The sequence below is a fragment of the Alteromonas sp. H02 genome (genome assembly GCF_059682525.1).
The window spans coordinates 5,114,975-5,138,723 of sequence record NZ_CM185021.1 but is presented as its reverse complement, the minus strand read 5'-3'; the positions used below and the strand labels follow the sequence as shown (position 1 = coordinate 5,138,723).

Sequence of the window (23,749 nt, the reverse complement as noted above, 5' to 3'; positions counted from 1 at the left end):
GAATGTGCTGTTAACCCGCCGGGTAAGGCGATGGGCCGCCTTCGGCAATAAACTTATCGACCCGCTCTTCCAGTACCGCAAGTGGGACAGATCCCATTTGCAGGATCATATCGTGGAAGTTACGGATATCGAACTGCTCACCAAGGGCTTCTTCTGCTCGCGCGCGGTGTTCAACAATGGCCATCTGACCAAGATAGTAAGACAGCGCCTGCCCGGGCCAGGCAATGTAACGGTCTACTTCGGTGGTGATTTCATGAATCGACAGCGCGGTGTTCTCTTTCATAAAGTCCTGCGCCTCTTTCCGGGTCCAGCCCTTGGCGTGGATACCGGTATCAACCACCAGGCGAGCTGCTCGCCACATCTGGTAACTGAGCATGCCAAACACCTCATAAGGCGTATGGTAAAGGCCCATTTCTTCACCTAATAATTCGCTGTACAGCGCCCAGCCTTCACCGAAGGCTGAAATATAGCTCTTACGGCGGAACTCAGGGATGGCGTCGTTTTCCAGTGACAGAGGCATCTGAAATGCGTGGCCCGGTGCCGATTCATGCAGAGTGAGTGCTGGCAGGGAATACAGCGGGCGAGAGGGCAGATCATAGGTATTTACCCAATAGGTGCCCGGACCGCCACGGCCAGCGGTATAAAACGGCGCAATATCGTCTGGTACTTTAATAATGGCAAAGCGCTTACGTGGCAGATGACCAAACCACTGGTCCGCTACGCCATCAAATTCCTTGGCCGTCCATGCAGCGCGGTCTAGCAGTGCCTGTGGTGTATCAACATAAAACTGTTCGTCGGTGCGCAGGAAGGTTAAAAAGGCCTGCAAGTCGCCGTCAAAGCCAACCTCAGCCATTACTTCGTGCATGCGCTGGCGGATCTTGGTGACTTCATCCAAACCAATCTGATGGATTTCCTCGGCACTCAGATCCAGCGTCGTGTACTTCTTAATTTGCGCCTGATAATAGGCTTTGCCATCGGGCAGGTCATAACCAGCAATCGAAGGCTGGGCATTAGGAATGTAGTCTTCCTGTAAGAAGGTCAGCAATGTCTGATGAGCCGGAATAACATAGTCGTCGATAGCGGCTTTGGCTTTGGCCTGCAGTTGCGCTTGTTTTTCCTCACTTAAACGGGAAGGCATTTTCTTAAACGGCTTGAAATACATGTTCTCCGCGCCTTTTGCCTCGATCACCGATATCACTGAGGCATCGCGGCCCTGTAACGAAATCTTCGGTAACGTGAACTTACGCGCCAGGCCAAGCTTCATATTGGCGATTTGCTGATCGAAGTAGCGCGGCATGTCTTGCAGCCACTGTATGTAGTTCTCGAAATCCTGCTCGCTATGAAAAGTTTCACGAGTGATATAAGCCAGGTTGCTCCAGAACGCGGTATCACCCAGTAAGGGCTTTTCGTAGGTTTTAAACTGCTGGTCGGCAATCAGGTTTTCAATTTGCAGGCGATACACCGCGTAATTGATTTGATTGGTTTGTGATAAGGCTTCTACGTCGATAGCGTCCAGCTGCGCCAGGGTCTCCTGCCAACGTGCAAGGCGTTTTTGCTGGGTAGCAATGCTGACATCCGGCAGGCTCGACGGCGCGCTGGTGGTATTACTGTTCTCATCGGTAGCGTCTTTATTCTGGCGCCACGCCCACTCTGCCTCATACAGCGCTTCAAAGCGGCTGTCGGCGTTATTCTGAACCACACTGGTGCCAGCTGACGGCGACGATGTGGAAGAACACGCCGTAATACCGATGGCTGAGCACGCTATTATTACCGATAAAGCTACTATTTTTATTGGGTGGGGGGATTGAGCTGTGAGCACCAGAGTCTCCTGTTGTTGTTATATCCGGATTGTAATAAGTCTATCGTATTTTGCTTATACTGCCTTAGCCAGTTGAATTGAGCGAGGATAAACCGCCAGGTTGACAGTCTGCGTAGACCAGCTTCGCAGCGGCTGTCTGTCGGGAAAATGGTGTATAAGGTATAGTGTGCCGGTATTTTCAGACAGGAGTAAATCATGCAAACAGGTATTGGCGGTAAGAGCCAGGAAGCCGCGCTGGCCGCGCTTTCAGATATGACGGCAGACACTCAGCTGATAACGCATAGTGAACACCTGGCCCGTATCGACAAAGCGCAACGCTATATGCGTGAGCATCAGATTGCGGCCATCTATCTGAATGCCGGCACTAACTTAAGTTATTTTACCGGTATGGACTGGTATGCCAGCGAGCGCCTGGTAGGCGCTATTCTGCCAGCCAGCGGTGATGTCGTTTATATTGCTCCTTTATTTGAGATTGATTCTCTGTCGGAGCGTCAGGTGATTGCCGGCGACATTGTGGGATGGCAGGAGCATGAAAGCCCCTATGAGCTGGTCGCCGAAGTATTAAAGAATGCCGGATTAAGCGGCGGTGATATTCTGGGCGTGGATGAAGCCACGGCGTTTTTTATTGTCGATGGTTTTAATAAAGCCATGCCGGATCTCGAAATCATTAACGCCAGTGGCGTGACAGCCCATTGCCGAATGCATAAATCGGCCAGCGAGCTGGCGCTTATTCAGCGCGCCATGGACATGACACTGGCAGTCCATCAGGCAACCGCCAGCATCTTGTATGAAGGGATCACCACCACCGAGGTCGAACAATTTATTCACCAGGCCCATAAAAAAGTGGGTGCCAGCGGTGCTTATTTTTGCATTGTATTGTTCGGTAAAGCCACGTCTTTCCCCCATGGCGTCAAAGACCCTCAGGTGTTGAAGAAAGGCGACCTGGTACTGATTGATACCGGTTGTAAGTTACATGGCTACCTGTCGGACATTACCCGTACCTATTCCTTTGGCGGGGCCAGCGAAAAACAGGCCCGCTTGTGGCAGGCCGAAAAAGACGCGCAACTGGCGGCTTTTGCCGCGGCAACCAATGGCTCGCCCTGTGGTAACGTGGACGCCGCAGCCCGGGTCAGTCTGGAAAGGGCTGGCCTTGGGCCTGATTACGATTTGCCGGGATTACCCCATCGTACCGGCCATGGCATCGGCATGGATATTCACGAATGGCCTTATCTGGTAAAAGACAATCCGCAGCCGTTAGCGCCGGGTATGTGCTTCAGTAATGAACCCATGATTGTAGTGCCGGGGGAATTTGGGATCCGTCTTGAAGACCATTTTTACATGGCAGAAGACGGCCCGCGCTGGTTTACCCAACCGGCTCAGTCTATCGATAACCCCTTCGGCTTATAACTGTAACAAAGTGTGGCAAAAGCTTGATATTGATTGCAAAGCCACCCACGTTAAGTAATACATATCAGGGATATAGCAGTATACAAGGGCGGGAGGAAAACCATGCGAAACTTGCTGGACAGTGTGCTTAAACCGGTCAGGCGGGCGTCTGATGCCGGCTCGGCACAATTTGCCGAATGGTTTATGCAGTCCCGCCATCGTTTTACCATTACCGGCTTAAGCCGCAGTGGTAAATCCATGCTGTTTACCAGCCTGATGACTATTTTAAAGTATCGCAGTGAACAGCAGTATCAGTGCCTGCCGTTGCTGCGTTACCTGCCCATGGATCTGGTAGAAAATATGTGGGTGGAGCCTCTTGGCGACCTGCCTGAATTCCCGGTAGAAGAGCACATGGCGGCACTGGGAAAAGGCAAATGGCCGCCGGCTACCGAATCGGTAGCTGGGTTTCAGTTAACCGTGCGGCTGCGCCAGACCCACGGTGTTAAAAAGTACCTGTTGCCATTCACCGATATCGTATTTGAGTTTATTGATTACCCAGGCGAGTGGCTCACCGATTTACCCATGCTGGATAAAACCTTTACTCAATGGTCGGACTCCGCCTGGGCACAGCAAATGAACGAGCCGCAGAATCAGTTTGCTAAAGACTGGCATGAAGAGGTGAGCGGTTTTGATTTTGAACAGCCGCCAACCCCCGATGCGATTAATCTGTTGGTCAGCAAATACCGCGAGTACCTGCTGGCTGCCAAAGCCCAGGGCATCTCCATGCTTCAACCCGGCAGTTTTCTTATCCCCGGTTCAGGTTTCGACTGGCAGGAGTACGGTTTTACGCCCTTGCCGTCGCGGATCAGCAGCGATTTATCCAGCCCGTGGACCCAGCGCTTCACCCATCATTTTGAGGTGTTCCAGAAAAACTGGCTGGCAGCATTAAAACAAAACACGTTTCGCGAGACAGACAAGCAAATTATTCTGGTGGATCTATTTGAGGGCTTAAATCACAGCAAGAGTCACTTGTACCAGTTGCGGGAAACCCTGAGTAATCTGGCGCAAACCTTTGTGTATGGCATCCCGGGCTGGGTGCAACGCCATCTGTTGCGCCAGCAAAAAATTGCCAAAGTCGCCTTTGTTGCCACCAAAAGCGATCTGATTCCGGCCGCGCAGAAAGATAACTTGCTGGCGCTGCTGAAAGACGTAACCCGGGGCGCTACGGCCCAGCTGGATAAAGACGGTATTCAGTTTGAACACTTTTTAGTGTCGGCCATTCAGGCCACCGATGCAGGTTCAAATGAGCAGGCCCTGCGCTACGTAAATAGTGAAGGGCGGTATATAGAAGCGACCTTCGAACCCTTACCGGACTCGTTGAAAGCCATGCCTGCTGATGAACATTATCCGGCGTTGCCGGCTGGCGTGCCTAAGGATCACCTGGCGCGCATTTTAAATGGCAATGGCCTGGACAGGCTGTTTCAGTATCTACTGGAGGACTAACCGTGAGCACCACAGAAAAAACCTATCGCTCCAAAGTCACGCAAACGGAAATTGATATGCAGCCGCCGGATCATGCCATGCCGGCTAAACGGGAGGCTGAGCCGTTAACTGTTGTTGAACCAGACAAGGGCTTTTCTGCTAAGTGGCTGGCGCTGCTTTCCGGTATTGGCTGTGTGGTGGGGTTTAGCTTATTTGAGGCGGTTACGTTTATTGAAAGTCATTTTGCTTCCTCGCCGGTAGCCACTTCAGTGCTCGCCGTGGTACTGGGTGTATTCGTGCTTAGCGTTTCTACCATGACTCTTGGTGAGGTGCGGGGCTATCGCAAGGTGACTCAGTTTATTCATCGCCGGCCAAAACTATCGGAGCTGGCGCGTAATGACTCCAGACAGGCAACGTTGGATGCTCTGCAGTTACATGCCAGCCAGTTTACCCGCCACAGTTATGCCGAGCAGTGCTACAAGCGTTTTACCGGGCTGTTAAAGGCCGACCATTCCAGTGTCGAGATAGTGGATATGTATCGTGAGTTTGTGGCGCAGCCGGTGAAAGCCAAAGCCAGCGAAGTGGTGAAAAAGGAATCCATGGCCAGTGGTAGCATGGCGTTTATTAGTCCGAATCATCTAATTCAGTCGCTGATGATTTTATGGATCAGCATGCGCACCATTAAACGGGTGGCCAAAGTGTACGGCCTTCGCCCGGCTACCGCCGGGAACTGGAAGCTGATGAAAATTCTTGCCCAGAATCTGGCCGCGCAGAGCATTTTTGATTTGGCTACCGATGAGATGACCAATCAGCTCAGTGGCTCACTGGCCGCCAAGTTAATGGAGAACTCTGCCGAAGCCGTGGCTGCCGGGGCCCTGAATGTTCGATTGGGTAAAACCCTGATGCGCTTGCTGGAAGAAGAAAAGTAGCCATCAGTGTGGCGCGTAGTTTATCGGTAAAAATAGCGTATTGGGCGTTTACGCTGTTGTCTGGAAGGAACCAACACCCATTTTGTCATTCTAAAGTCATGTTACTGATGTAACGTAGAAAACAAAAATGGCTGTGAAAAATATAGGAACACCATGATTACACGACGACAGTTTACCGTCACCTTAGGAACACTGGCAGCCGCCGGTATGTCAGGCGGCCTTTTCCGACAGCCCATGGCGGCAACCAATGTTGCCATGAAAACCAGTGCTGGTTATGGCCCGCTGATTGACGATCCTAAGGGCGTACTGGCATTACCCGAAGGCTTCTCTTATCAGGTCTTATCTTCTTTCGGCGATAAAATGGATGACGGACTACTGGTACCAGACCGCGCCGACGGCATGGGCTGTTTGCCACTGGATGAAAACCGGGTTGCACTGATCCGTAATCACGAATTACAGCCCAAGCATTTAACGGAATTCGGGCCCGGCCAGCCGACGCCGTTTAAATCTGCCTTGGCTTACGACAACAATAGACGTAATGAAGCCTTGCCGGGTGGCACTACCACTCTTGTTTACAATACGAAAACTGGCAACAAAGAGCAGGAATATCTGAGTCTTATAGGCACGGTGCGAAACTGCTCTGGTGGCATTACGCCGTGGGGAAGCTGGCTTACCTGTGAAGAAAGCGTTGATACACCTTCTGACGATGGTAATAAATATCACGGTTATGTATTTGAAGTGCCCGCCAACGCAAACGGACTGGTTGAGGCTAAACCGCTCAAAGCACTGGGGCGGTTTAATCATGAAGCTGCCTGTGTGGATCCTGAAAGCGGTATTGTTTACATGACGGAAGACCGCGGTGACAGTTTACTGTACCGCTTAATCCCCAATGAATACGGTAATCTGGCCGCCGGTGGTCAGTTGCAGGCGCTGGCCGTTAAAGGCTATCCAAAGTTTGACTCTCGTAACTGGAACAAACGTGAAATGCCGGTAGGTGAGTGGCTGGATGTTAGTTGGGTGGATATTACTTCGCCCGACAGTGCTGAAGATGATCTGCGTAAACAAGGGTATCAGGCAGGCGCAGCGTTGTTTGCCCGCGGCGAAGGCATTCACTGGGCAGAAGACCGGTTGTATTTCTGCTGTACCAACGGCGGGCACAAAAAGCTGGGACAGGTAATGGCTTACAAGCCTTCCGTCTATGAGGGCAGCCCGGGAGAAAGTGACGCGCCGGGTGCTTTGCAGTTGTTTGTAGAGAGTGCCGACAGCCAACTGCTTAACTTCGGTGATAACCTTACGGTTACGCCTAATGGTCATTTGATTATTTGTGAAGATCAGTACACCGCCATTGTGGATAATCATTTACGAGGTGTGACGCCAGCCGGTGAGGTGTATCCTTTTGCGCGGCTGGCTTTGCAAACCGAGTTGGCCGGGGCGTGCTTCTCGCCGGATGGCAAAACGCTGTTTGTGAATCTCTATTCGCCTGCCAAAACCCTGGCGATTTCGGGGCCCTGGAATCACCGGAACTCGTAAGCTTTCAAAACACGGCAGCCAGCCCTCCGGTTGCCGTGATAAATTCGGAATAAATTTAGTTGGTTTATTAGGAATAATTAATATTTCTATTCCTGCGAATAAGCTATTCCTGTGTAATAATTAATCACGTTTGCGAATAATGGTAAGCTGATTAACCCCTGAAAAGATATAAAAACGTTATTTGTTTACTTTGGTCGCTCAAATTTTAAGCTTATGAATTTATTTGATTAAATTTTGAATTTTTGGCTATTTTATAATGTATTGCCGATATCAACGTGATTCCGGCGAGGAAGTTTTGTATTTGACTAGAATAAATAAACGCTTTGAGCAGAAAATTATTCTTGATATGGGATAAAATATTTCAAAAAATATGAATAATTAGAAAAAATTATTCTTGACGTGTGGTCGTGCTGTGGGTTAAATGTTGACCATAAGTGGTAATTTAGCCGCACTAAAAACAGCAAAAGGGTCACACTCATGAATAACGAACTCACGTCAATCAAGGCGAAATTTGCCGGGCAGTATCTGTCTGGTCAGATTCGTCAGGCAATTCGTCAATCCTGGAAAAATCGTTCAACCTCTACTGCTGCCGTTATGTTTGCCGGTGCAGTGGCTGCGGGTATCTGCGCACCTGTTCAGGCACAGCAAATTACCGGGAGTATTAAAGGTACCGTAACAGCACCGGGGGGGATGTTGCCGTTAGTGGTGTGCAGGTAGTAGTTACCAGTGATGTGATGCCAAAACCGCGTAGTACAACAACCCGTCCCGATGGTACGTTCACGCTGCCGTATCTGCTCCCTGGCAACTACGACGTTACTTTCACCTTCGCAGATGGTTCAGTGCGTAAAACCAATACTAAGGTTCTGCTGGAACAGGCATCTGTGGTTAATTTTGCTTTTGAACCCATGCAGGCTGAACGCATTGAAGTATATGGTACTGCTATTGTTACAGAAGGTGATTCATCGCTGACTAACTCGTTCGGCGAAGACGTTATTGCTAACATGCCCATTGGTCAGTCTTATCGTGACATGCTGAAAATTTTGCCGGGTGTAGAATATACTGAAAACGGCGTACTGGGCCCCTCAGCTGGTGGTTCGGGCGTGGATAACAGCTATGCATTGGATGGTGTGGATTTATCCCTGCCGATGTTTGGTAACTTATCTTCATCACCTTCAACCCACGATATCTCCTATGTTTCGGTAGACCGTGGTGGTTCAAAAGCCATTGGTTTTAACCGTGCTGGTGGCGTAAATGTTAACTCTGTCACCAAGTCAGGTACCAATGACTTCCACGGCAGCCTAGAATACCGCATTCAGAATGCGGACTTTACTGCAACACCTACAGATGGTGTCATCAGTGACGTTGATAACAGTTGGATTATTGGCTCAGTGAGCGGTCCGATTATTCAGGACCAATTGTTTTTTTACGGCTCGTATTATCGTCCTGAAACCACCGGTGAAGATAAACAAACCGCTTACGGTCCGGCGAAATCTTATAAGCGAGTTCGTGATGAATATTATGGTAAATTAACCTGGGCACCAACTGACGACATTCTGATCAATGTTAGTCACCGTAATACCGACATCGAGGAAGAAGGTGCGTCAATCGGCGAGTTCGAAACCGATAGCGTTTCCCGTGGTGGCGAATCTAAAAGTAAAATCACCGCAGTTGATGGTTCATGGCTGTTAGGTGATACATCCAGCCTTACTTTTAAATATTCGAAATATACCGATGAAGGGGTTGAAGGCCCTGATGTTGAATTTGGATTTACACCAGCACTTGGCGATTCGTTAGATATTGCCAATATGGATCAGCTTGGTTACTTTTTAGTGCCCAGTGAGCGTGACTATCCGGCAAATGCTACGCCAGAAGAAATGGCCGAGTATGATATCTTCAACGCGCTGGCAGCTGGCTATGTTCAGCAGTACGGCTACATTGATGACGATGGCGAATTAAGCGGCGGCGGCGGTGTCGGCGCGTACCCTACTTATAATACCACTGAGTATAATCGTGAAGCGTTCCAGATTGGTTTTGATACCGAACTTTATACTGGTGATATGACTCACTTCCTGCATTTTGGTGCGCGCTGGTCAGAGGGCGAAGAAGAGCTTGCTCGTCTGTCTAACGGTTGGGGTAACGTCAGACTCATAGGTGGATTAGGGACAGACGTTGACCCAGATAGAACCGATGTATATTACCAGGCAACAATTCAGCAAATGAGCTTGTTGCAGAATGGTGAAACGGTACCTCCTATCAAGTCTTCTATTGAATCACTCGATTTTGAAATCAATGACGAAATTGAGCACGGTGACTTTACCTACAATATTGGCGTTATGGTGAGCCGGGACACGTTTTATGGTCAGGGGCTGCGTAAAAACAGCGCAAATGTATCAGGCTATGAGTTAGCGCCTGGCGCGAAATACGAAATGTATAAAACTGACTGGAAAGATATGATCCAGCCGCGTTTAGGCGTTACCTGGGAATATGAAGATTCCTCAACGGTATTTGCAAACTATGCCAGTTATAACCCCAATGCCAGTTCACTTCCGCGTGCTGCGTCGTGGGCTCGAAATACCCAGCGTGACCTAGATGTGAACTTCGACCAAGACGGCAACTACATTGACTTTGATCCAGCTGCAGGATCATCAGGTAAGTTCTTCGCCGATAACATGAAGCCGCGTCGTATTGATGAGTTCACCATTGGTACCACTAAACTGGTTACTAGCGAATTGTTCCTGCGTTCACACGTTCGTTATCGCTACGGTAGTCACTTCTGGGAAGATATGCCTAACGGTGCGCGTTCGTATGGCAAGTATGGTGATATCGGTCAGGTACCTGCGGATATTGCAGCAAAAGGTGATTATATCCCTAACCTGGGTGCAATGCGTGATGAAGTAGGCGGTTCCAGTTATGTGATTGCCGAAGTTGATGGCGGCCAGACCAAATACTGGGAATGGAGCATGGAGGCGGAATACCAAGATGACAAATGGTATGTAAACGCGTCTTATGTATGGAGCCATTACTACGGTAACTTTGACCACGACAACACAACGTCAACTAATGATGCGAACACCTTTATCGGTTCGTCATACTATGGGGACGGCCGTGGTCGTATGCCATGGGATAACCGCTATGGAAAGTTAGCGGCTGATAAGCCACATAAAGTTAAAGTTATCAGCACCTATACCACTGACTGGGAAGGTATTATGGGCGCTTACTTTATTTTCCAATCGGGTGAAGCCTGGACTGCCTGGGATGGCACTGGTTATGGTTATGCAACTTCACATACCAGCCGTTATGCTGAACCTGCCGGCAGCCGCCGTGGTGCCAGCCACTGGCAGGTGGACCTAAGTTACACGCAAAACTGGGAGTTTGTTGAAGGTTATACTGCCCGTTTCAGAGCGGATCTGTTTAACGTGTTCGATAAGCAAACCGGATATAACTACAACCCGTACCTGACCGATGACAACTTTGGTGAAGCGCGTAGTTACTACAACCCACGCCGTGTTCAGCTGGCTGTAGGCGTGAAGTTCTGATTTCCGTATAACCTCGTTGACTCACGACGGTTGAGCCACCTCTTTGAGGTGGCTTTTTTTGTGGTGCGCCGGGCATGGCGCGTAGTGCTTTAGCACTGTTCGACTCACTGTGGTGGTGAGTTGATGACTTGGAGGTGGAAGTCCTCTGCACACCCGGCAAGGGGAAGTGCTAGCCGAACGGCAAGGGTGTTCATCGTGAGGTGAAATCTGAAGGAAGCCGAAGGCAAAATGCTGGCCTGACGAACAGGAAGCGGTTTAGGCGTTGTTGCAGGGTGAGGTGGCCATTATCACTAAAGCCCAATACTTGCACGGAATGCAGCAACGTAGAGCCGACAGGCATAAGCAGGAAGGTCGCGCGAATTACCCCGGGAGGTCTGATATTCTGCTATAGAGCTACTGACATCGCGAGGTGTCGGGATGGAATATCAGAAGTCAGCAGACGCCGTAGTAGTGCTATGAAACCGATAGCACGAAGGGCTGAACCTGTCACGAGCGGCAAGTCACGCGTGCTCTCGCGTTATCGGGACACAAGGCAATGAAGAATCATTGCTCCGGGACAAATATACAAGAAGGGTCGGAAACCTGGGCGGTGTTTGCGGAGTTCTAAACGATAAAGCGGCGACACGATGAACGAAACAGACTCAGGTATTGACTATGGTCAATACAGACAGGAACCGCCGTGGTACGGAACCGTATGCCCGGTGGTGTGAGAGGACGGGAGTTGCGAAACTCCCTCCTACTCGATCTGCTGATTAGTTCGCCATGCAGAAGAAATTCAGCTTATTGCCGTCCAGGTCACGAACATAAGCACAGTAGTATGCGTCCATTCGCACGCCGGGTTCGCCTTCTGTCGTACCACCTAATTCAATTGCTTTGGCATAAAATGCATTTACCTGATCAGGATCAGTAGCAGCAATTGCCACCATGCTACCGTTACCCACGGTCGCTGGCTTTTCATCATAAGGGGTTGCGATGGCGAACATGGGCGCGGCGGGGTTATTGCCCCAGGCAATCATGCGCGGTGCGTCAATAGCGCGCTGAGCACCTGCCAGACTTCAAAGTTCGTCGTAAAAGGCAGCGGCCTTTTCAATATTGTTGGTACCAACGATAGTGTAAGCGATCATATAAAATTCCTTGTTATTAACAGGCCCCATTGGCTTGCAGAATAGTGTAGAGCAAGAAGTCCCCGGCGGGAATGACTATTTATCCCTATTAACCCGGTCTGTGTGCTACCAAACATATGGGGCGAAATCGGCTAATCTCAACAAATAGTCTATCAGGGGTTAACAAAAACCGGTCTGCTATAGCCTGACTGGTCAAATTCTGGTAGTCTAAATGGGAATGATTGTTATTTAAGTGGTGCGCGGGTGACCGCTGCACAGTTTTTTGGCCAGCAGGTGCCACTGATTAGGTGTTTTTAGTATGACGTTATGGGAATTAGGTAAGTCAAAATCTGCCAAGGTTACTCAAATTGACGCCTCCCTCGATCAACAAATTATTGACCGCCTGAGCGAAATGGGCCTTTCCACAGGTCGTGATGTGCAGTGTATCCGACGCGGTCCCTTAGGTGGGCCAATGGTCATGCAGTTAGGTGGAAGTGTTTTTGCTATGGAGCACGACCTGGCCACCCGTATTCAGATTTCCCCACTGACTGAAATATCCAGTTAGTCTAGATTCAGGACAGCCGTATTCATGCAACGCATTTTAATGGTAGGTAAACCCAACTGTGGTAAGAGTTTGCTGTTTAACCAGCTTACCGGGTTACGCCAGAAAGTCGCTAACTATCCAGGTATCACTGTCGAAATCACGCGCGGCAAGTGTGACAAATTCGAGCTGGTAGATTTACCTGGCGCGTATTCGTTAAACGGTTTAACCCGTGACGAAGTGATCGCAGTTGATGAAATTAAACGCTCGGTAGCTGACGATGACACCTCGATGGTGCTGGTGGTGCTGGATGCCACACGGTTGGCGCAGAGTCTGGTGATGGGCCTGCAGGTTCAGCGACTTGCTTTTGAGCATAACAAACCGGTGATGTTTGCCCTTAACTTTATTGATGAAGTTAAGCGTGTGGGCGAAACCATCGATACAGATGGTTTGTCGAAAGCCCTGGGCAGTCCGGTATTAGCGCTGTCGGCTCGTTCTTTGGATGGTTTACACGAGTTTAAGCAAAGCTTACTGGGCATGGCTGGTGAACCAGAGCGTTATGTTACAAACGATAGCACACCTCATGCGGATGCTGCCGAGCGCAGTCAGGAACTGGCCCGGGACTTCGGCATTCAGCACGATATCGTACTGAGAAACCAGAATCGTATCGACAATTTCATGCTCAACAACTGGACCGGCGGCCTTATCTTTATTGCCGTCATGTTTGTGCTGTTCCAGAGTATTTTTACCCTGGCTACACCGCTAATGGACGGGGTGGAAAGCTTTATCGAAACCCTGGCTGGCGGTGTGGGCGCGGTCACTGCCGAAGGTGTGGTTAACGACTTTATTAACGATGCCATCTTTGGTGGTTTTGGTTCCTTTTTGGTGTTTGTACCACAGATAATGGTACTTACCCTTATCATTGGCCTGCTGGAAGACTCCGGCTATCTGGCCCGGGCGGCGTTAATGTGTCATCGGCCGTTGAGTTTCTTCGGGCTTTCCGGGCGCAGCTTTATTCCGTATTTATCCGGTCATGCCTGTGCCATTCCAGCCATCATGGCGGCACGCACCATTGAATCACCCCATAAACGCCTGATCACCATGCTCACTATTCCGCTGATGTCATGCTCGGCGCGCTTGCCGGTATATGCTCTGTTAGTGGCAGTGTTGGTGCCTGCTAATGAGACGTTCCTGGGCATTTTCAATATGCAGGGCGCGGCGTTCTTTGGTTTGTATTTCTTTGGTATTTTTATGGCTCTGGTGGTCAGTCAGATCCTTAATCGTTTTTTACCCCGGGATCTGGAAAAAACCGATATGCCGTTTATTCTGGAACTGCCAACATACCGCTTGCCGCACTGGAAACCACTGTTCCAACGCGTGTTAAACAGCGGCATTATGTTTATCAAGCGCGCCGGTCCGATTATTTTTATGGTGTCGGTGGGGATCTGGATTTTAGGTTATTTCCCTCTGAATTCAACGCTACAAAACTCCTGGCTGGGTCAGATCGGGCACTTTATTGAACCTATCTTTACGCCGATGGGACTCGACTGGCGTTACGGTGTAGCCATACTGATGTCATTCCTGGCCCGTGAAGTCTTTGTAGGCGCGCTGGGGACTCTGTTTGGCCTGGAAGGCGCAGATGAAGATGTAGCCGGTCTTGCCGAGCGGGTACAGGCTGATGGCATGACAACTGAAGCCGGTCTCGGTCTGATGCTGTTTTATGTGGTGGCTTTGCAGTGTGTAGCAACGGTGGCCATGCTGAAAGGCGAAAGTGGCAGCAGTAAACTGTCCTGGGGCTTATATGTGGCATACGGATTACTGGCTTACGCGATTGCGGTGGCGGTTAACCAGATAGGCGGTCTGCTTTAACAGACCGCTTAATTAATAGGATTACTAGCAATGCGCGTTAAGGCAGCGGGTTTGTGCTAAATGCTTTATGGCTAACACTTCTCCCTGTTTAGCTGCCTCGGCTATCCATTGTATGCCCGATTGCGGCTGTTTGGTTATACCGACGCCATTAATCAGCGCCATGCCATAATGATACTGAGCAATCGGGTTACCGGCATTGGCGGCTTCAGCCAGCCACCGGGTTGATAATGCTGGTTGTGGCTCCCTGATAGTGCCTTGTTCATGCCACAGATCTCAAAAAGGAGAAATTTCGTTACATTTTATAGGTTTATATGTTAACAGCTTATGAATTTGTGTTAGCATGATTGCGACTATATCATCTCATGCTTTTAAATTGTGATGATATGGTTGCAACTTGTGAGTGGCCTGTGATGGGCCCCGCGGTAATATTTAATTGGTGTTAAAGGACTAAATAGTGAATAACTTCTCGTATCCAAAACTCGATGATCTGCTAAAGCTATTGCGTTTTTCGGCGGAATCAGGCCAGATATGGCTGGGCGAAAACCGGGTAATGTTGATGCATGCTGCGTCGCTGGCCAGTATTCGAAAGCGTTTAATGGCAGTGCTTGATGAAAAATCGTTTCAGTCCTTTATGACACAGATAGGTTTTGAAGCAGGGATCCGGGATGCCGAGGTAGCGAGTCGATTACGTGGTAGCCGAAGTGCTATTGAGATGTTTGCGGCGGGGCCGCAACTCGTTATGTTGGAAGGCAGTGCGCGAGTCACGCCGTTACACCTGGAAATTGATCCGAGGACTGGTCATTTCTATGGTGAGTTCTCCGCTGAACATATTTGGGAGGCTGATACCCACTTACGTGAACATGGTCACAGCGATACACCGGTTTGCTGGATGCAAACCGGTTATGCTTCCGGGTTTACGTCAACATTTATGGGCCGTTCGATTGTCTTTCATGAAACCAGTTGTGCTGCCTGCGGTAGCAAGACTTGTATATTGGTGGGTAAGCCCGCTGAGGAATGGTCAGATGAAAATCCGGTTGAGCAATTTAGAACCACCCAACAGCAACGACTCGCGATAGCGGAGAACACCAAACGTTCTGCCCTGCAACAACAGGATCGTGCATTTAATCCTGATTTGATTGGCCAATCTCTTGCCTTTACAGATGCTTATACTCTGGCTCGTCAGGCCGCGAATACTGATGTTACCGTGTTGTTATTAGGAGAAACCGGGGTCGGCAAAGGGATTTTAGCCGATGCCATACATCAAATGAGCAATCGAAAACTGGGTCCTTTTGTACCGGTTAATTGTGCCGCGATTCCCCACGACCTGCTGGAGTCAGAGTTGTTTGGCGCTGAGCGGGGTGCCTACACCGGTGCGACGGCGTCCCGGGCCGGCAAATTTGAACGCGCCCACGGCGGTACGATCTTCCTTGACGAAATAGGTGATCTGCCATTATCGGCGCAGGTCAAATTACTCAGGGTGTTGCAAGAAGGGGAAGTCGAACGCTTAGGTGACGATAGTGTCAGAAAGGTTGATATTCGCGTGATTGCGGCGACCAATGTGGATCTGAAAGCGGCGGTACAAAAGGGGTTATTCCGTGCTGACCTCTATTTCAGGTTGTGCGTGTTTCCTGTTAATGTGCCTGCATTACGGCAACGCGCCAGTGACATTCCGCTATTGGTGAATGCAATAATAAGCAAAATCAATCGTCGTCATAAGCGCAATATTACCGGAATTTCCGAGCGCAGCATGCAGGCGTTATTAAAGCATGACTGGCCCGGGAATATTCGCGAGCTAGAGAACGTTATTGAACGCTCAATGGTACTAACTCCTGAAAACAAAATGATCGAACACGCTTTTCTGATGATCGAAAATACGAGTATGGTTGATGAACTGGAAGTCAGCAATACCGGCAAAGTCGAGAATAAGGATAAAAACCAGCTTTTGATCGAACAATTGGTTAACACTGGCCTTACTTTTGAGCAATTAGAAAACATGATTTTGCAACAAGCGGTAGACGAAGCTGATGGTGTCTATGCATTGGCGGCGAGAAATTTAGGCATGACTAGCCCTCAATTACGTTATAGATTAAAGAAAAAATCACTAAGAAAAAGTGACTAAGCTTAACTTGATTAACGAATTATCATAAAGATTTGTTAGCGTTGACTAAGTTTAGTGCGTGAGGCAATATTATAAATATTTTCAGCCACGGTTTGGTTGTTAACTAGATTTTTTGATTTATCATGATGATAAATAATAAATAAACGAGCGCAAAGTTATTTTAAATATGAATATCTCTCATATGCCCAATTTATTGTCTGGTAAATCAGGTGCAGTATTCGCAGAACTAGAAAGCCGTTTTGCTAAAGGTTACTACAAATTTGGGGAGAGGCTGTCTCAAGCCGAATTAGCCGAGGAGTTTAATGTAAGCTTGCAGCCAATGCGAGCTGCATTAGGCCAATTGAGGGCTCAAGGGTTTATTATTATTACCCCACAAGTGGGGTGTAGAGTGGTTTCACCTTCAGTTGCTGAAATCAGTGATTTTTTTCTGATGTTTGCACGAATGGAAGGCGTGACAGCTTCGCTCGCTGCAGAGCGCTTTGACATCTCACAGCTTACAGTATTAGAGCAGGTATTTGAACAGTTAATAGATTGCCCTATGCCGCAAAAGGGGTTGGCTAAAGATTACGCGAAACTCGTTAGGATCTGGCATCATACCGTGCGACAAATGGCTCACTCGCCTTCACTGGATTGGCGAATTTCAAGTTTCTGGAATATGGCCGACTTTTTGCTTTGGCAAACGGCACCATTGTTAGGTAAAACTCAAATCGAAATCGCTAATAAGCAACGTGACCAAATCATGCAAGCGATAAGGGAAAGAGACGCCAAGCGATCAGAAGAACTTATGTTCAATCATGTGTTTTCCAAACCATCCAGAGTGGGTATTCTTCCTGAAGAGAGCACAAACCGTTAATAAATGTATTTCTTTGGTTGTTATCCCGACCGTTTACTATATCTCTATCAGAATAGCGAACTGAATTAGCAAAATAGCACATTGTTGTATTTTTCGTGTTCATCGACCCAGCAATTCTCTATGTTTTTACGCAACTTATAAGACTTCTTGTACTTCCTTACGGATATCGAATTCTACGCTCTTGTGAATTACCACTAGTGGCGCGTAATTTCGTTGACAACGCCCTCTTCATTGATATACTAGAATTTTAGTTGAAATTTTAAAGTTTCATTAACATTTGGAGCATAATCTATAATGTCTCAACCAAAACTAAGAATTGACGCCAGTGGTATTAACGGTGCTTGGCCAATTTTACCTACCCCTGCTAAAAGCAACGCATCAGATTGGCGAGCCCGTGATACGGTTGACCTGGATGAAACTGTTCGCATTGTTGAGGCGCTTATCGATTCTGGTGTAGATGGTATTCTCAGTTTAGGCACCTATGGTGAGGCGCACAGCCTGTTGTGGGAGGAAAAAAAGGCATTTGTTAGTTGTGTGGTAGATACTATTCGTGGTCGTGTGCCTTTCTTTGCAGGCACAACCGCCTTGAACACACGTGAAGTTGTTGAGCAGACCCGAGTTATGCATGATATAGGTGTCAGTGGCACGATGCTAGGAGTGCCTATGTGGGTTAAAAATGATTTGCCTACGGCGGTTAATTTTTTTTACGATGTGACTGAGGCATGCCCTGATACTGCAATTGCAGTATATGCCAATAGCGAAGCATTCAAATTTGAATTTCCTCGTCCGTTTTGGGCGGCAATGAGTAAGCTGCCACAAGTTGTGACGTGTAAATACTTAGGCATCGGCATGCTCGCCGCAGATCTTGAACTTGCTCCTAATATACGTTTTTTACCAAATGAAAACGATTATTACGCGGCCGCTCGTATCGATCCGGATAGAATGACGGCATTTTGGTCGAGTGGTGCGCTATGCGGGCCGTTACCAGCCTTAACCTTACGAGATAGAGTAGCTGAAGCGAAGCAAACCGGAGATTGGAGCAAAGCAAAGGATATAGCGATGCAAATCAGTGCGTGTGATCGCGGATTCTTTCCCAAAGGTGAATTTTCTGAATTCTCTAAATACAACGTTGGCCTTGAGAAGGGCCGGATGAACGCTGCTGGGTGGGTAAATGCCGGACCGTGTCGTTCGCCCTACCATATCATTCCCAAGGAATATTTGAAAGGTGCCCAACAATCCGGCTTGGCACTTAAGGCTCTCAATGAAAAGCTACGCAGTTGCTAAACGTTTGAATCGAAATCTTGATTTTATATGAGAGGTGTAATCATGAGCAATAACACAATAGAACGGGCTTTATGGGATCTACACGCGCATCCGGATATGGTGAAAAGCTTCCATGATGATGCTGCGTCGTTTCTGAGTAATTATCCGCTTAGCGAAGAAGAACAGCAGTTAATTGCATCGTTAAACGTGCGCGTCATGGCCGATCAGGGGGTTAGCCAGATGTTACTGTTTAACTCTTGGCAAGCCATTCAGGGGGGTGCTGCATCCATTCCTGAATATATGCGACGAATGAATACGCCTGCTGAATAGGTTTATGCGCTAACAGGTACTTTGATTAGGAGAATTAAAATGGCTCAAGTTGTTGCTGGATTCATGTTACCTCATGATCCACTTATCGCTGCGATGCCGGATGCGCCGCCAGAAGAAAAGAAAAAAGCGTGTATGGATGCGTTTCAGGATATTGCCAATAGACTAAAATCGTTAGACGTTGACACCGTTATTGTGATTGGCGATGATCACTATACCATTCACAAACCGGCTTGCATTCCATCCTGTTTAATCGGTATTGGTGACATTGAAGGACCTTGGGAACATTGGTTAAATATACCCAGGGAGCAAATTGCCAATAACGAACCCCTGGCTACTCATATCATGAACTATGGTCATGCCAATGGTGTAGATTGGTCGGTGTCCAAGGCGTTATTGATTGATCACTCGGCAATGATCCCGATCCAATACACGATCAAACCGGTAGATGGACTACGCAGTATCCCGATTTATCTTAATTCCGGAGTAGAGCCGTTCATTCACAGCGCCCGTGCGTACCAGATTGGCCAATCTATTGCGCAAGCTATCGCTTGCTGGGAAGGTAATGAACGTATCGCCGTATTCGGTACCGGTGGTCTCAGTCACTGGCCTGGTATGGCCCGCATGGGCGAAGTCAATTCAGCCTGGGATGAGCAGGTGATGACGTATGTTAAGCAGGGTAATGTACAAGCACTGGTAGCGATGTCAGACGAAGAGATCCTTGAGCAGGCTGGCAACGGTGGTCTTGAAATCAAAAACTGGATCTGTGCAATGGGCATACTCGAAGGCTGGAAAGGGGAGATCATCGCCTATCAGTCGGTGCCTGAGTGGGTTTGCGGTTGCGGCTTTATGGAAATGAGCGCTGCCTGAGGTGAATCGAAAACCATGACCAAAATTGAATTCTTTTTCGATTTGATGAGTCCGTTTGCGTATTTGGCGTCTCATCGGTTGGCTAAGATTGCACAGAAGTATGATGTCTCTGTTGCCTACAAAGCCATCGATTTGAGCAAAGCCAAACTCGCCATTGGTAATGATGGTCCGAGTAACCGCAGCTTGCCGGTCAAGCTGCATTACTTGATGACCGATCTGCAACGCTGGGCCAAGCGCTACGATATCGCACTGACGCCGGTAAAGAACCATAATTCTCACCTGCTGAATGTGGGATTATTGTATGCCATTGATCGTGATCAGTCTGCTCAGTATGTGGCGACTGCTTTTCGCCATACCTGGGGAGAGGGCGGCGCACCCGATGATATTGAGCTGCTTGGTCGTGTTGCGTCACAGATGGGGTGGAAAAACGATGACTTTCAAGGGTTTATTTATTCTGCTGCAGCGACGCAGCGCTATGGACAATATACCGACGACGCGATTAAAAAAGGCGTGTTTGGGGTGCCGACGGTGATCGTCGATGGTCATATGTGGTGGGGGAATGACAGGCTCGATTTCGTCGAAGAATATCTCGAACATATCAGTTGATTAACGGCTGTTTACTTTTACAGCCTCTGGCGAAGAAGGAATAAAGATGAAATTGTATATGTATCCCGGTGCGTGTTCGTTATCACCGCATATTGTGCTTGAAGAGCTTGGTATTGACTATCAAACTGAAAAAGTCGACTTAGCCACCAAGTTGACTGAGTCTGGGGAAGATTTTACGAAGATTAACCCCAAGGGCTATGTGCCTGCTTTACAGCTTGATGATGGCGAAGTGCTCACTGAAGGACCAGCTATTGTGCAGTATTTGGCAGATTTACACCCCGACGCAAAGTTAGTGCTCGAACCGGGCTCAATGGCGCATTATCAGCTTCAATCGTGGCTCACTTTCATTGGTACTGAACTACACAAGTCTTGTGGTGTGTTTTTCAATCCGGCCGCCCAAGATGACTGGCGTGCAAGTGCAACGGCCATGATTAACAAACGGCTCAGTTATGTGGATACTTACCTGGCGGGTAATGATTATTTGTTAGGCGAGCACTATTCGGTGGCGGATGCCTACTTATTTACAGTATTGAGTTGGTTGCCCCATCTTCACATTGACATGCAGCAATGGGAGAATCTAGCGCGTTATTACCACTCTGTAGCAGGCCGTCCGGCAGTGGGTGCTGTACTTAAAGCAGAAAGTCTGGTTTAGTCAGGCGTTAAACGTAAAACAGACAGCTGCGGTTCACGCACCTGTCTGTTTTGTTATGAATGAGAACAAGCAAAACGCATTGTGTAACTTTGGAACATTGTGAAGCTTTGCGTTTTGCATCAGCTGTAAGCTGTAGCAGTAAGTACCACTGGCATACGTTTTTATTCATTCATAATAGCAACGGCCCGCGTGTTTAAATAAGCTTCAATTGCTTCCGGGCCTCCTTCTGTACCATATCCAGAATCCTTAATCCCGCCAAATGGTAACTCGGCAGACGTGGCCGGTGGCATATTAATCCACAGCATTCCGACTTCCATATGGCGTGTCAGGAGATCCGCATTCTTGAGTGAACGGGTGAATGCGTAGCCCGCTAGCCCAAACGACAGTCGATTTGATTCGGTAATCGCCTCCTCAATATGGGTAAATGTTCTTATTGCGGCAACCGGCCCGAATGGCTCGTCATTAAGTAGCTTGGCATTTAAAGGGACATTATCAAGTACCGTGGGTTGCCAGAAATTACCGCTTTCACCAATTCGCGCCCCGCCACATAATAGTTGGGCTCCCTTGTCCAGCGCATCACTAATAATGCTGTCCATGGCATCCAGACGCCGGGCGTTGGCCAGAGGGCCCATTTGTGTTCCCTCGCTCAATCCATCGCCGACAGTGATTTGTCTGGCGTGCTGCGCCAGGGCGCTGGCAAATGTCTCACGAATCGACTCATGCACCAGAAAGCGCGTTGGCGAGATACACACCTGACCTGCATTATAAAACTTAAGGGCGCCAAGTGTTTTAACTGCGAGTTCTACATCAGCATCATCGCAGATAACGACCGGGGCATGTCCGCCAAGTTCCATGGTTACTCGTTTCATGTGTTGCCCGGCCATGGCGGCAAGTTGCTTGCCAATGCCGGTTGAACCGGTAAAACTGATTTTCTTGATTACCGGGTGGGGAATTAAATAATCTGAAATTTCAGCGGGGTCGCCGTATATCAGATTGACAACACCCGGTGGCAGTCCGGCATCATGAAACGCACGGATGAGCGCGGCAGGCGCGCCGGGTGTTTCTTCGGCGGCTTTGACCACTATTGAACAGCCTGCCGTTAGCGCCGCCCCGAGCTTGCGAACCAGTTGGTTAATAGGAAAGTTCCATGGTGTAAAGGCCGCGACTGGACCAACGGGATCTTTGATGACCATTTGTCGAATAGACAAACTCTTGCGGGACGGCACAAGACGACCGTAAATACGCAGACCTTCATCAGCAAACCACTCGATAATATCGGCAGCAGCCGTGGTCTCACCCGTGGCTTCATGTAACGGTTTTCCCTGTTCCAGGGTTAACGTCTGGGCGATGCCTGGGGCGCGCTCGCGCAACAGTGCGGCGGCTTTACGCATAATATTGCTGCGCGCTGCCGCCGTCATTTCGCGCCATATTTCAAAGCCTTGTTGCGCCGCGTCAATGGCCCGTTCCATGTCCGCTATACTGGCGTGTGCAACATGGCCAATGACCTCACCATTGGCCGGGTTGGTAACCGGTAGTGACCGTCCATCAGCGGCGTTGCTCCACTCGCCGTTGATCAGTAGTTGGGTATCAGGGTAAGGCAGTTTGTCGCGTTGATCAGTGTTTTTGGTTTTCATGACGTTACTCGTTCAACTAATATATCGACTTTCAAAGTAGCGTGCGACAGGTTGATAACAGATGCAATTCTAGTAGGCATAACATCTACATCACTACTGTGAATAAAGCTGTAGAACATGCGCTGCCCTGCTATTGAATATATCCCCGTGACAATATCTTATTGTTATTTTACTCCTGATTCATTATCATTTTAGTAACATGCTTGATACATGCTTTTGTGTTCTGTTAGTCTTTGACGCTTAATTCATATGGCGGTAGCTTTAATTTTAGCCGCTTTGTGCATCAATAATTAAAACAATATAGAATTTAACAAATGGATCTCGATAAGCTCGATATGACGTTATTGCGGGTTTTTCACCGTGTAATGATGGAACGAAAAGTCTCAACGGCAGCAGAGGCACTTGGATTAACGCAGCCTGCCGTTAGTAATGCCTTAAAGCGGTTACGTGACATTACGAAGGACGACTTGTTTATTCGTACCAGTGGCGGCATGCAACCCACCACATTTGCGATCCAAATTGCTGAACCCGTGGGGTACGCCCTAGCAGTGATTGATAGCACTTTTAGTCAGCCTGTTCACTTTGACCCCATCACGGATAACAGAACATTTAACCTCGGCCTGACCGATATTGGTGAAACTTATTTGCTCCCCCGTTTACTAGCCCATACGATGGAATCCGCCCCCAATATCAGGTTTAATACTGTACGACAGGGTAGCGACTCCTTGCAGGCTGAAATGGAGAACGGAAATATTGATCTTGCAGTCGATATCTTGCCTCAACTCAAAGGCGATATCCTCCACCGTCGATTATTGAACGAAGAATACGTGATTTGTCTGCGTAAGCAGCATCCTATGGCAAGAAAAAGGCTTTGGACCCCAGAAGATTACTTACGGCAGTCGCATATGGTGGTTGTCGCAAAAGAAACGGGGCATGGTGATGTTGACACCATTTTGGCGAAAAAGGGAATGGTAAGAGATATTAAATTAACCGTACCTCATTTTATGACTTTGGGGCCTACACTGGCAACAACTGATATGATCTCAACCCTGCCAGTAGATGCTGCGAGAATGCTTGAGAACCCATTTAATTTAACAACTGTGCCGCTTCCAATATCAATCCCAACGGTGGATGTGGATGTTTGCTGGCATCGCCGGGTCCACCGAGATCCCGCCAATCTCTGGTTGCGTGGCCTGATGTTTGATCTCTTTCACCGTTTGTGAGTTTACG

Annotated in this window: 20 protein-coding genes; 16 read left to right on the top strand and 4 right to left on the bottom strand. The window is 48.6% G+C overall.

Going from position 1 to position 23,749, the window contains the following annotated elements:
- Positions 1-10: 10 nt before the first annotated feature.
- Positions 11-1,819, bottom strand: coding sequence for a DUF885 domain-containing protein (locus AC566Q_RS23730; protein ID WP_499611945.1), 1,809 nt, complete (start codon positions 1,817-1,819; stop codon positions 11-13).
- Positions 1,820-2,014: 195 nt separating this feature from the next.
- On the opposite strand from AC566Q_RS23730, the gene AC566Q_RS23725 reads away from it, so the two are divergent.
- The 6 genes from AC566Q_RS23725 to AC566Q_RS23700 all read left to right on the top strand — a co-directional run bounded on the left by AC566Q_RS23725 (position 2,015) and on the right by AC566Q_RS23700 (position 10,682).
- Positions 2,015-3,226: a M24 family metallopeptidase gene (locus tag AC566Q_RS23725; protein WP_499611943.1), complete on the top strand. Its 1,212-nt coding sequence runs from the start codon at positions 2,015-2,017 to the stop codon at positions 3,224-3,226.
- A 102-nt stretch (positions 3,227-3,328) separates the two neighbouring features.
- Positions 3,329-4,708, top strand: coding sequence for a YcjX family protein (locus tag AC566Q_RS23720; protein ID WP_499611941.1), 1,380 nt, complete (start codon positions 3,329-3,331; stop codon positions 4,706-4,708).
- Between the two features lie 2 nt (positions 4,709-4,710).
- Positions 4,711-5,616 (top strand): DUF697 domain-containing protein, encoded by a 906-nt coding sequence (locus AC566Q_RS23715; RefSeq protein WP_499611939.1) that lies wholly within the window; start codon positions 4,711-4,713, stop codon positions 5,614-5,616.
- Between the two features lie 153 nt (positions 5,617-5,769).
- Entirely contained in the window at positions 5,770-7,146 is a 1,377-nt protein-coding gene (locus AC566Q_RS23710; protein WP_499611937.1) for an alkaline phosphatase PhoX, read from the top strand.
- A 477-nt stretch (positions 7,147-7,623) separates the two neighbouring features.
- On the top strand, positions 7,624-7,863 hold the full coding sequence (locus tag AC566Q_RS23705) for a hypothetical protein (RefSeq protein ID WP_499611934.1): 240 nt from the start codon (positions 7,624-7,626) through the stop codon (positions 7,861-7,863).
- A gap of 17 nt (positions 7,864-7,880) precedes the next feature.
- Complete coding sequence (locus AC566Q_RS23700; protein WP_499611932.1) at positions 7,881-10,682, top strand: outer membrane beta-barrel protein; 2,802 nt, start codon at positions 7,881-7,883, stop codon at positions 10,680-10,682.
- Between the two features lie 752 nt (positions 10,683-11,434).
- Here the strand turns inward: AC566Q_RS23700 and AC566Q_RS23695 are convergent.
- Positions 11,435-11,698 (bottom strand): VOC family protein, encoded by a 264-nt coding sequence (locus AC566Q_RS23695; protein WP_499611930.1) that lies wholly within the window; start codon positions 11,696-11,698, stop codon positions 11,435-11,437.
- 406 nt (positions 11,699-12,104) lie between these two features.
- On the opposite strand from AC566Q_RS23695, the gene AC566Q_RS23690 reads away from it, so the two are divergent.
- Together AC566Q_RS23690 and feoB are read left to right on the top strand one after the other, a co-directional pair.
- A complete protein-coding gene (locus AC566Q_RS23690; protein WP_489809259.1) occupies positions 12,105-12,350 on the top strand; it encodes a FeoA family protein in 246 nt (81 codons plus the stop codon).
- Between the two features lie 24 nt (positions 12,351-12,374).
- A complete protein-coding gene (gene feoB / locus AC566Q_RS23685) occupies positions 12,375-14,195 on the top strand; it encodes a ferrous iron transporter B (protein WP_499611928.1) in 1,821 nt (606 codons plus the stop codon).
- A gap of 24 nt (positions 14,196-14,219) precedes the next feature.
- Here feoB and AC566Q_RS23680 read toward each other — a convergent pair whose 3' ends face one another.
- A complete protein-coding gene (locus AC566Q_RS23680; RefSeq protein WP_499617608.1) occupies positions 14,220-14,378 on the bottom strand; it encodes a hypothetical protein in 159 nt (52 codons plus the stop codon).
- 271 nt (positions 14,379-14,649) lie between these two features.
- On the opposite strand from AC566Q_RS23680, the gene AC566Q_RS23675 reads away from it, so the two are divergent.
- From AC566Q_RS23675 to gstA, 7 genes are all read left to right on the top strand, one after another.
- Positions 14,650-16,314, top strand: coding sequence for a sigma 54-interacting transcriptional regulator (locus AC566Q_RS23675; RefSeq protein WP_499611926.1), 1,665 nt, complete (start codon positions 14,650-14,652; stop codon positions 16,312-16,314).
- Between the two features lie 166 nt (positions 16,315-16,480).
- Positions 16,481-17,167 (top strand): GntR family transcriptional regulator, encoded by a 687-nt coding sequence (locus AC566Q_RS23670; protein WP_499611924.1) that lies wholly within the window; start codon positions 16,481-16,483, stop codon positions 17,165-17,167.
- A gap of 294 nt (positions 17,168-17,461) precedes the next feature.
- Complete coding sequence (locus AC566Q_RS23665; RefSeq protein ID WP_499611922.1) at positions 17,462-18,451, top strand: dihydrodipicolinate synthase family protein; 990 nt, start codon at positions 17,462-17,464, stop codon at positions 18,449-18,451.
- 42 nt (positions 18,452-18,493) lie between these two features.
- Positions 18,494-18,760 carry a hypothetical protein gene (locus AC566Q_RS23660; RefSeq protein WP_499611919.1) on the top strand — a complete coding sequence of 89 codons (267 nt, stop codon included), beginning with the start codon at positions 18,494-18,496 and terminating at the stop codon, positions 18,758-18,760.
- Between the two features lie 39 nt (positions 18,761-18,799).
- Positions 18,800-19,627, top strand: a complete 828-nt coding sequence (locus tag AC566Q_RS23655; RefSeq protein ID WP_499611917.1) for a DODA-type extradiol aromatic ring-opening family dioxygenase — start codon at positions 18,800-18,802, stop codon at positions 19,625-19,627.
- Between the two features lie 15 nt (positions 19,628-19,642).
- Positions 19,643-20,233 carry a 2-hydroxychromene-2-carboxylate isomerase gene (locus tag AC566Q_RS23650; RefSeq protein ID WP_499611915.1) on the top strand — a complete coding sequence of 197 codons (591 nt, stop codon included), beginning with the start codon at positions 19,643-19,645 and terminating at the stop codon, positions 20,231-20,233.
- A 46-nt stretch (positions 20,234-20,279) separates the two neighbouring features.
- A complete protein-coding gene (gene gstA / locus AC566Q_RS23645) occupies positions 20,280-20,885 on the top strand; it encodes a glutathione transferase GstA (protein WP_499611913.1) in 606 nt (201 codons plus the stop codon).
- A 161-nt stretch (positions 20,886-21,046) separates the two neighbouring features.
- Here the strand turns inward: gstA and AC566Q_RS23640 are convergent, their stop codons facing one another.
- Positions 21,047-22,519: an NAD-dependent succinate-semialdehyde dehydrogenase gene (locus tag AC566Q_RS23640; RefSeq protein WP_499611911.1), complete on the bottom strand. Its 1,473-nt coding sequence runs from the start codon at positions 22,517-22,519 to the stop codon at positions 21,047-21,049.
- 314 nt (positions 22,520-22,833) lie between these two features.
- Here AC566Q_RS23640 and AC566Q_RS23635 point away from each other — a divergent pair, with 314 nt between their 5' ends.
- Positions 22,834-23,742, top strand: coding sequence for a LysR family transcriptional regulator (locus AC566Q_RS23635; protein WP_499611909.1), 909 nt, complete (start codon positions 22,834-22,836; stop codon positions 23,740-23,742).
- Positions 23,743-23,749: the final 7 nt, after the last annotated feature.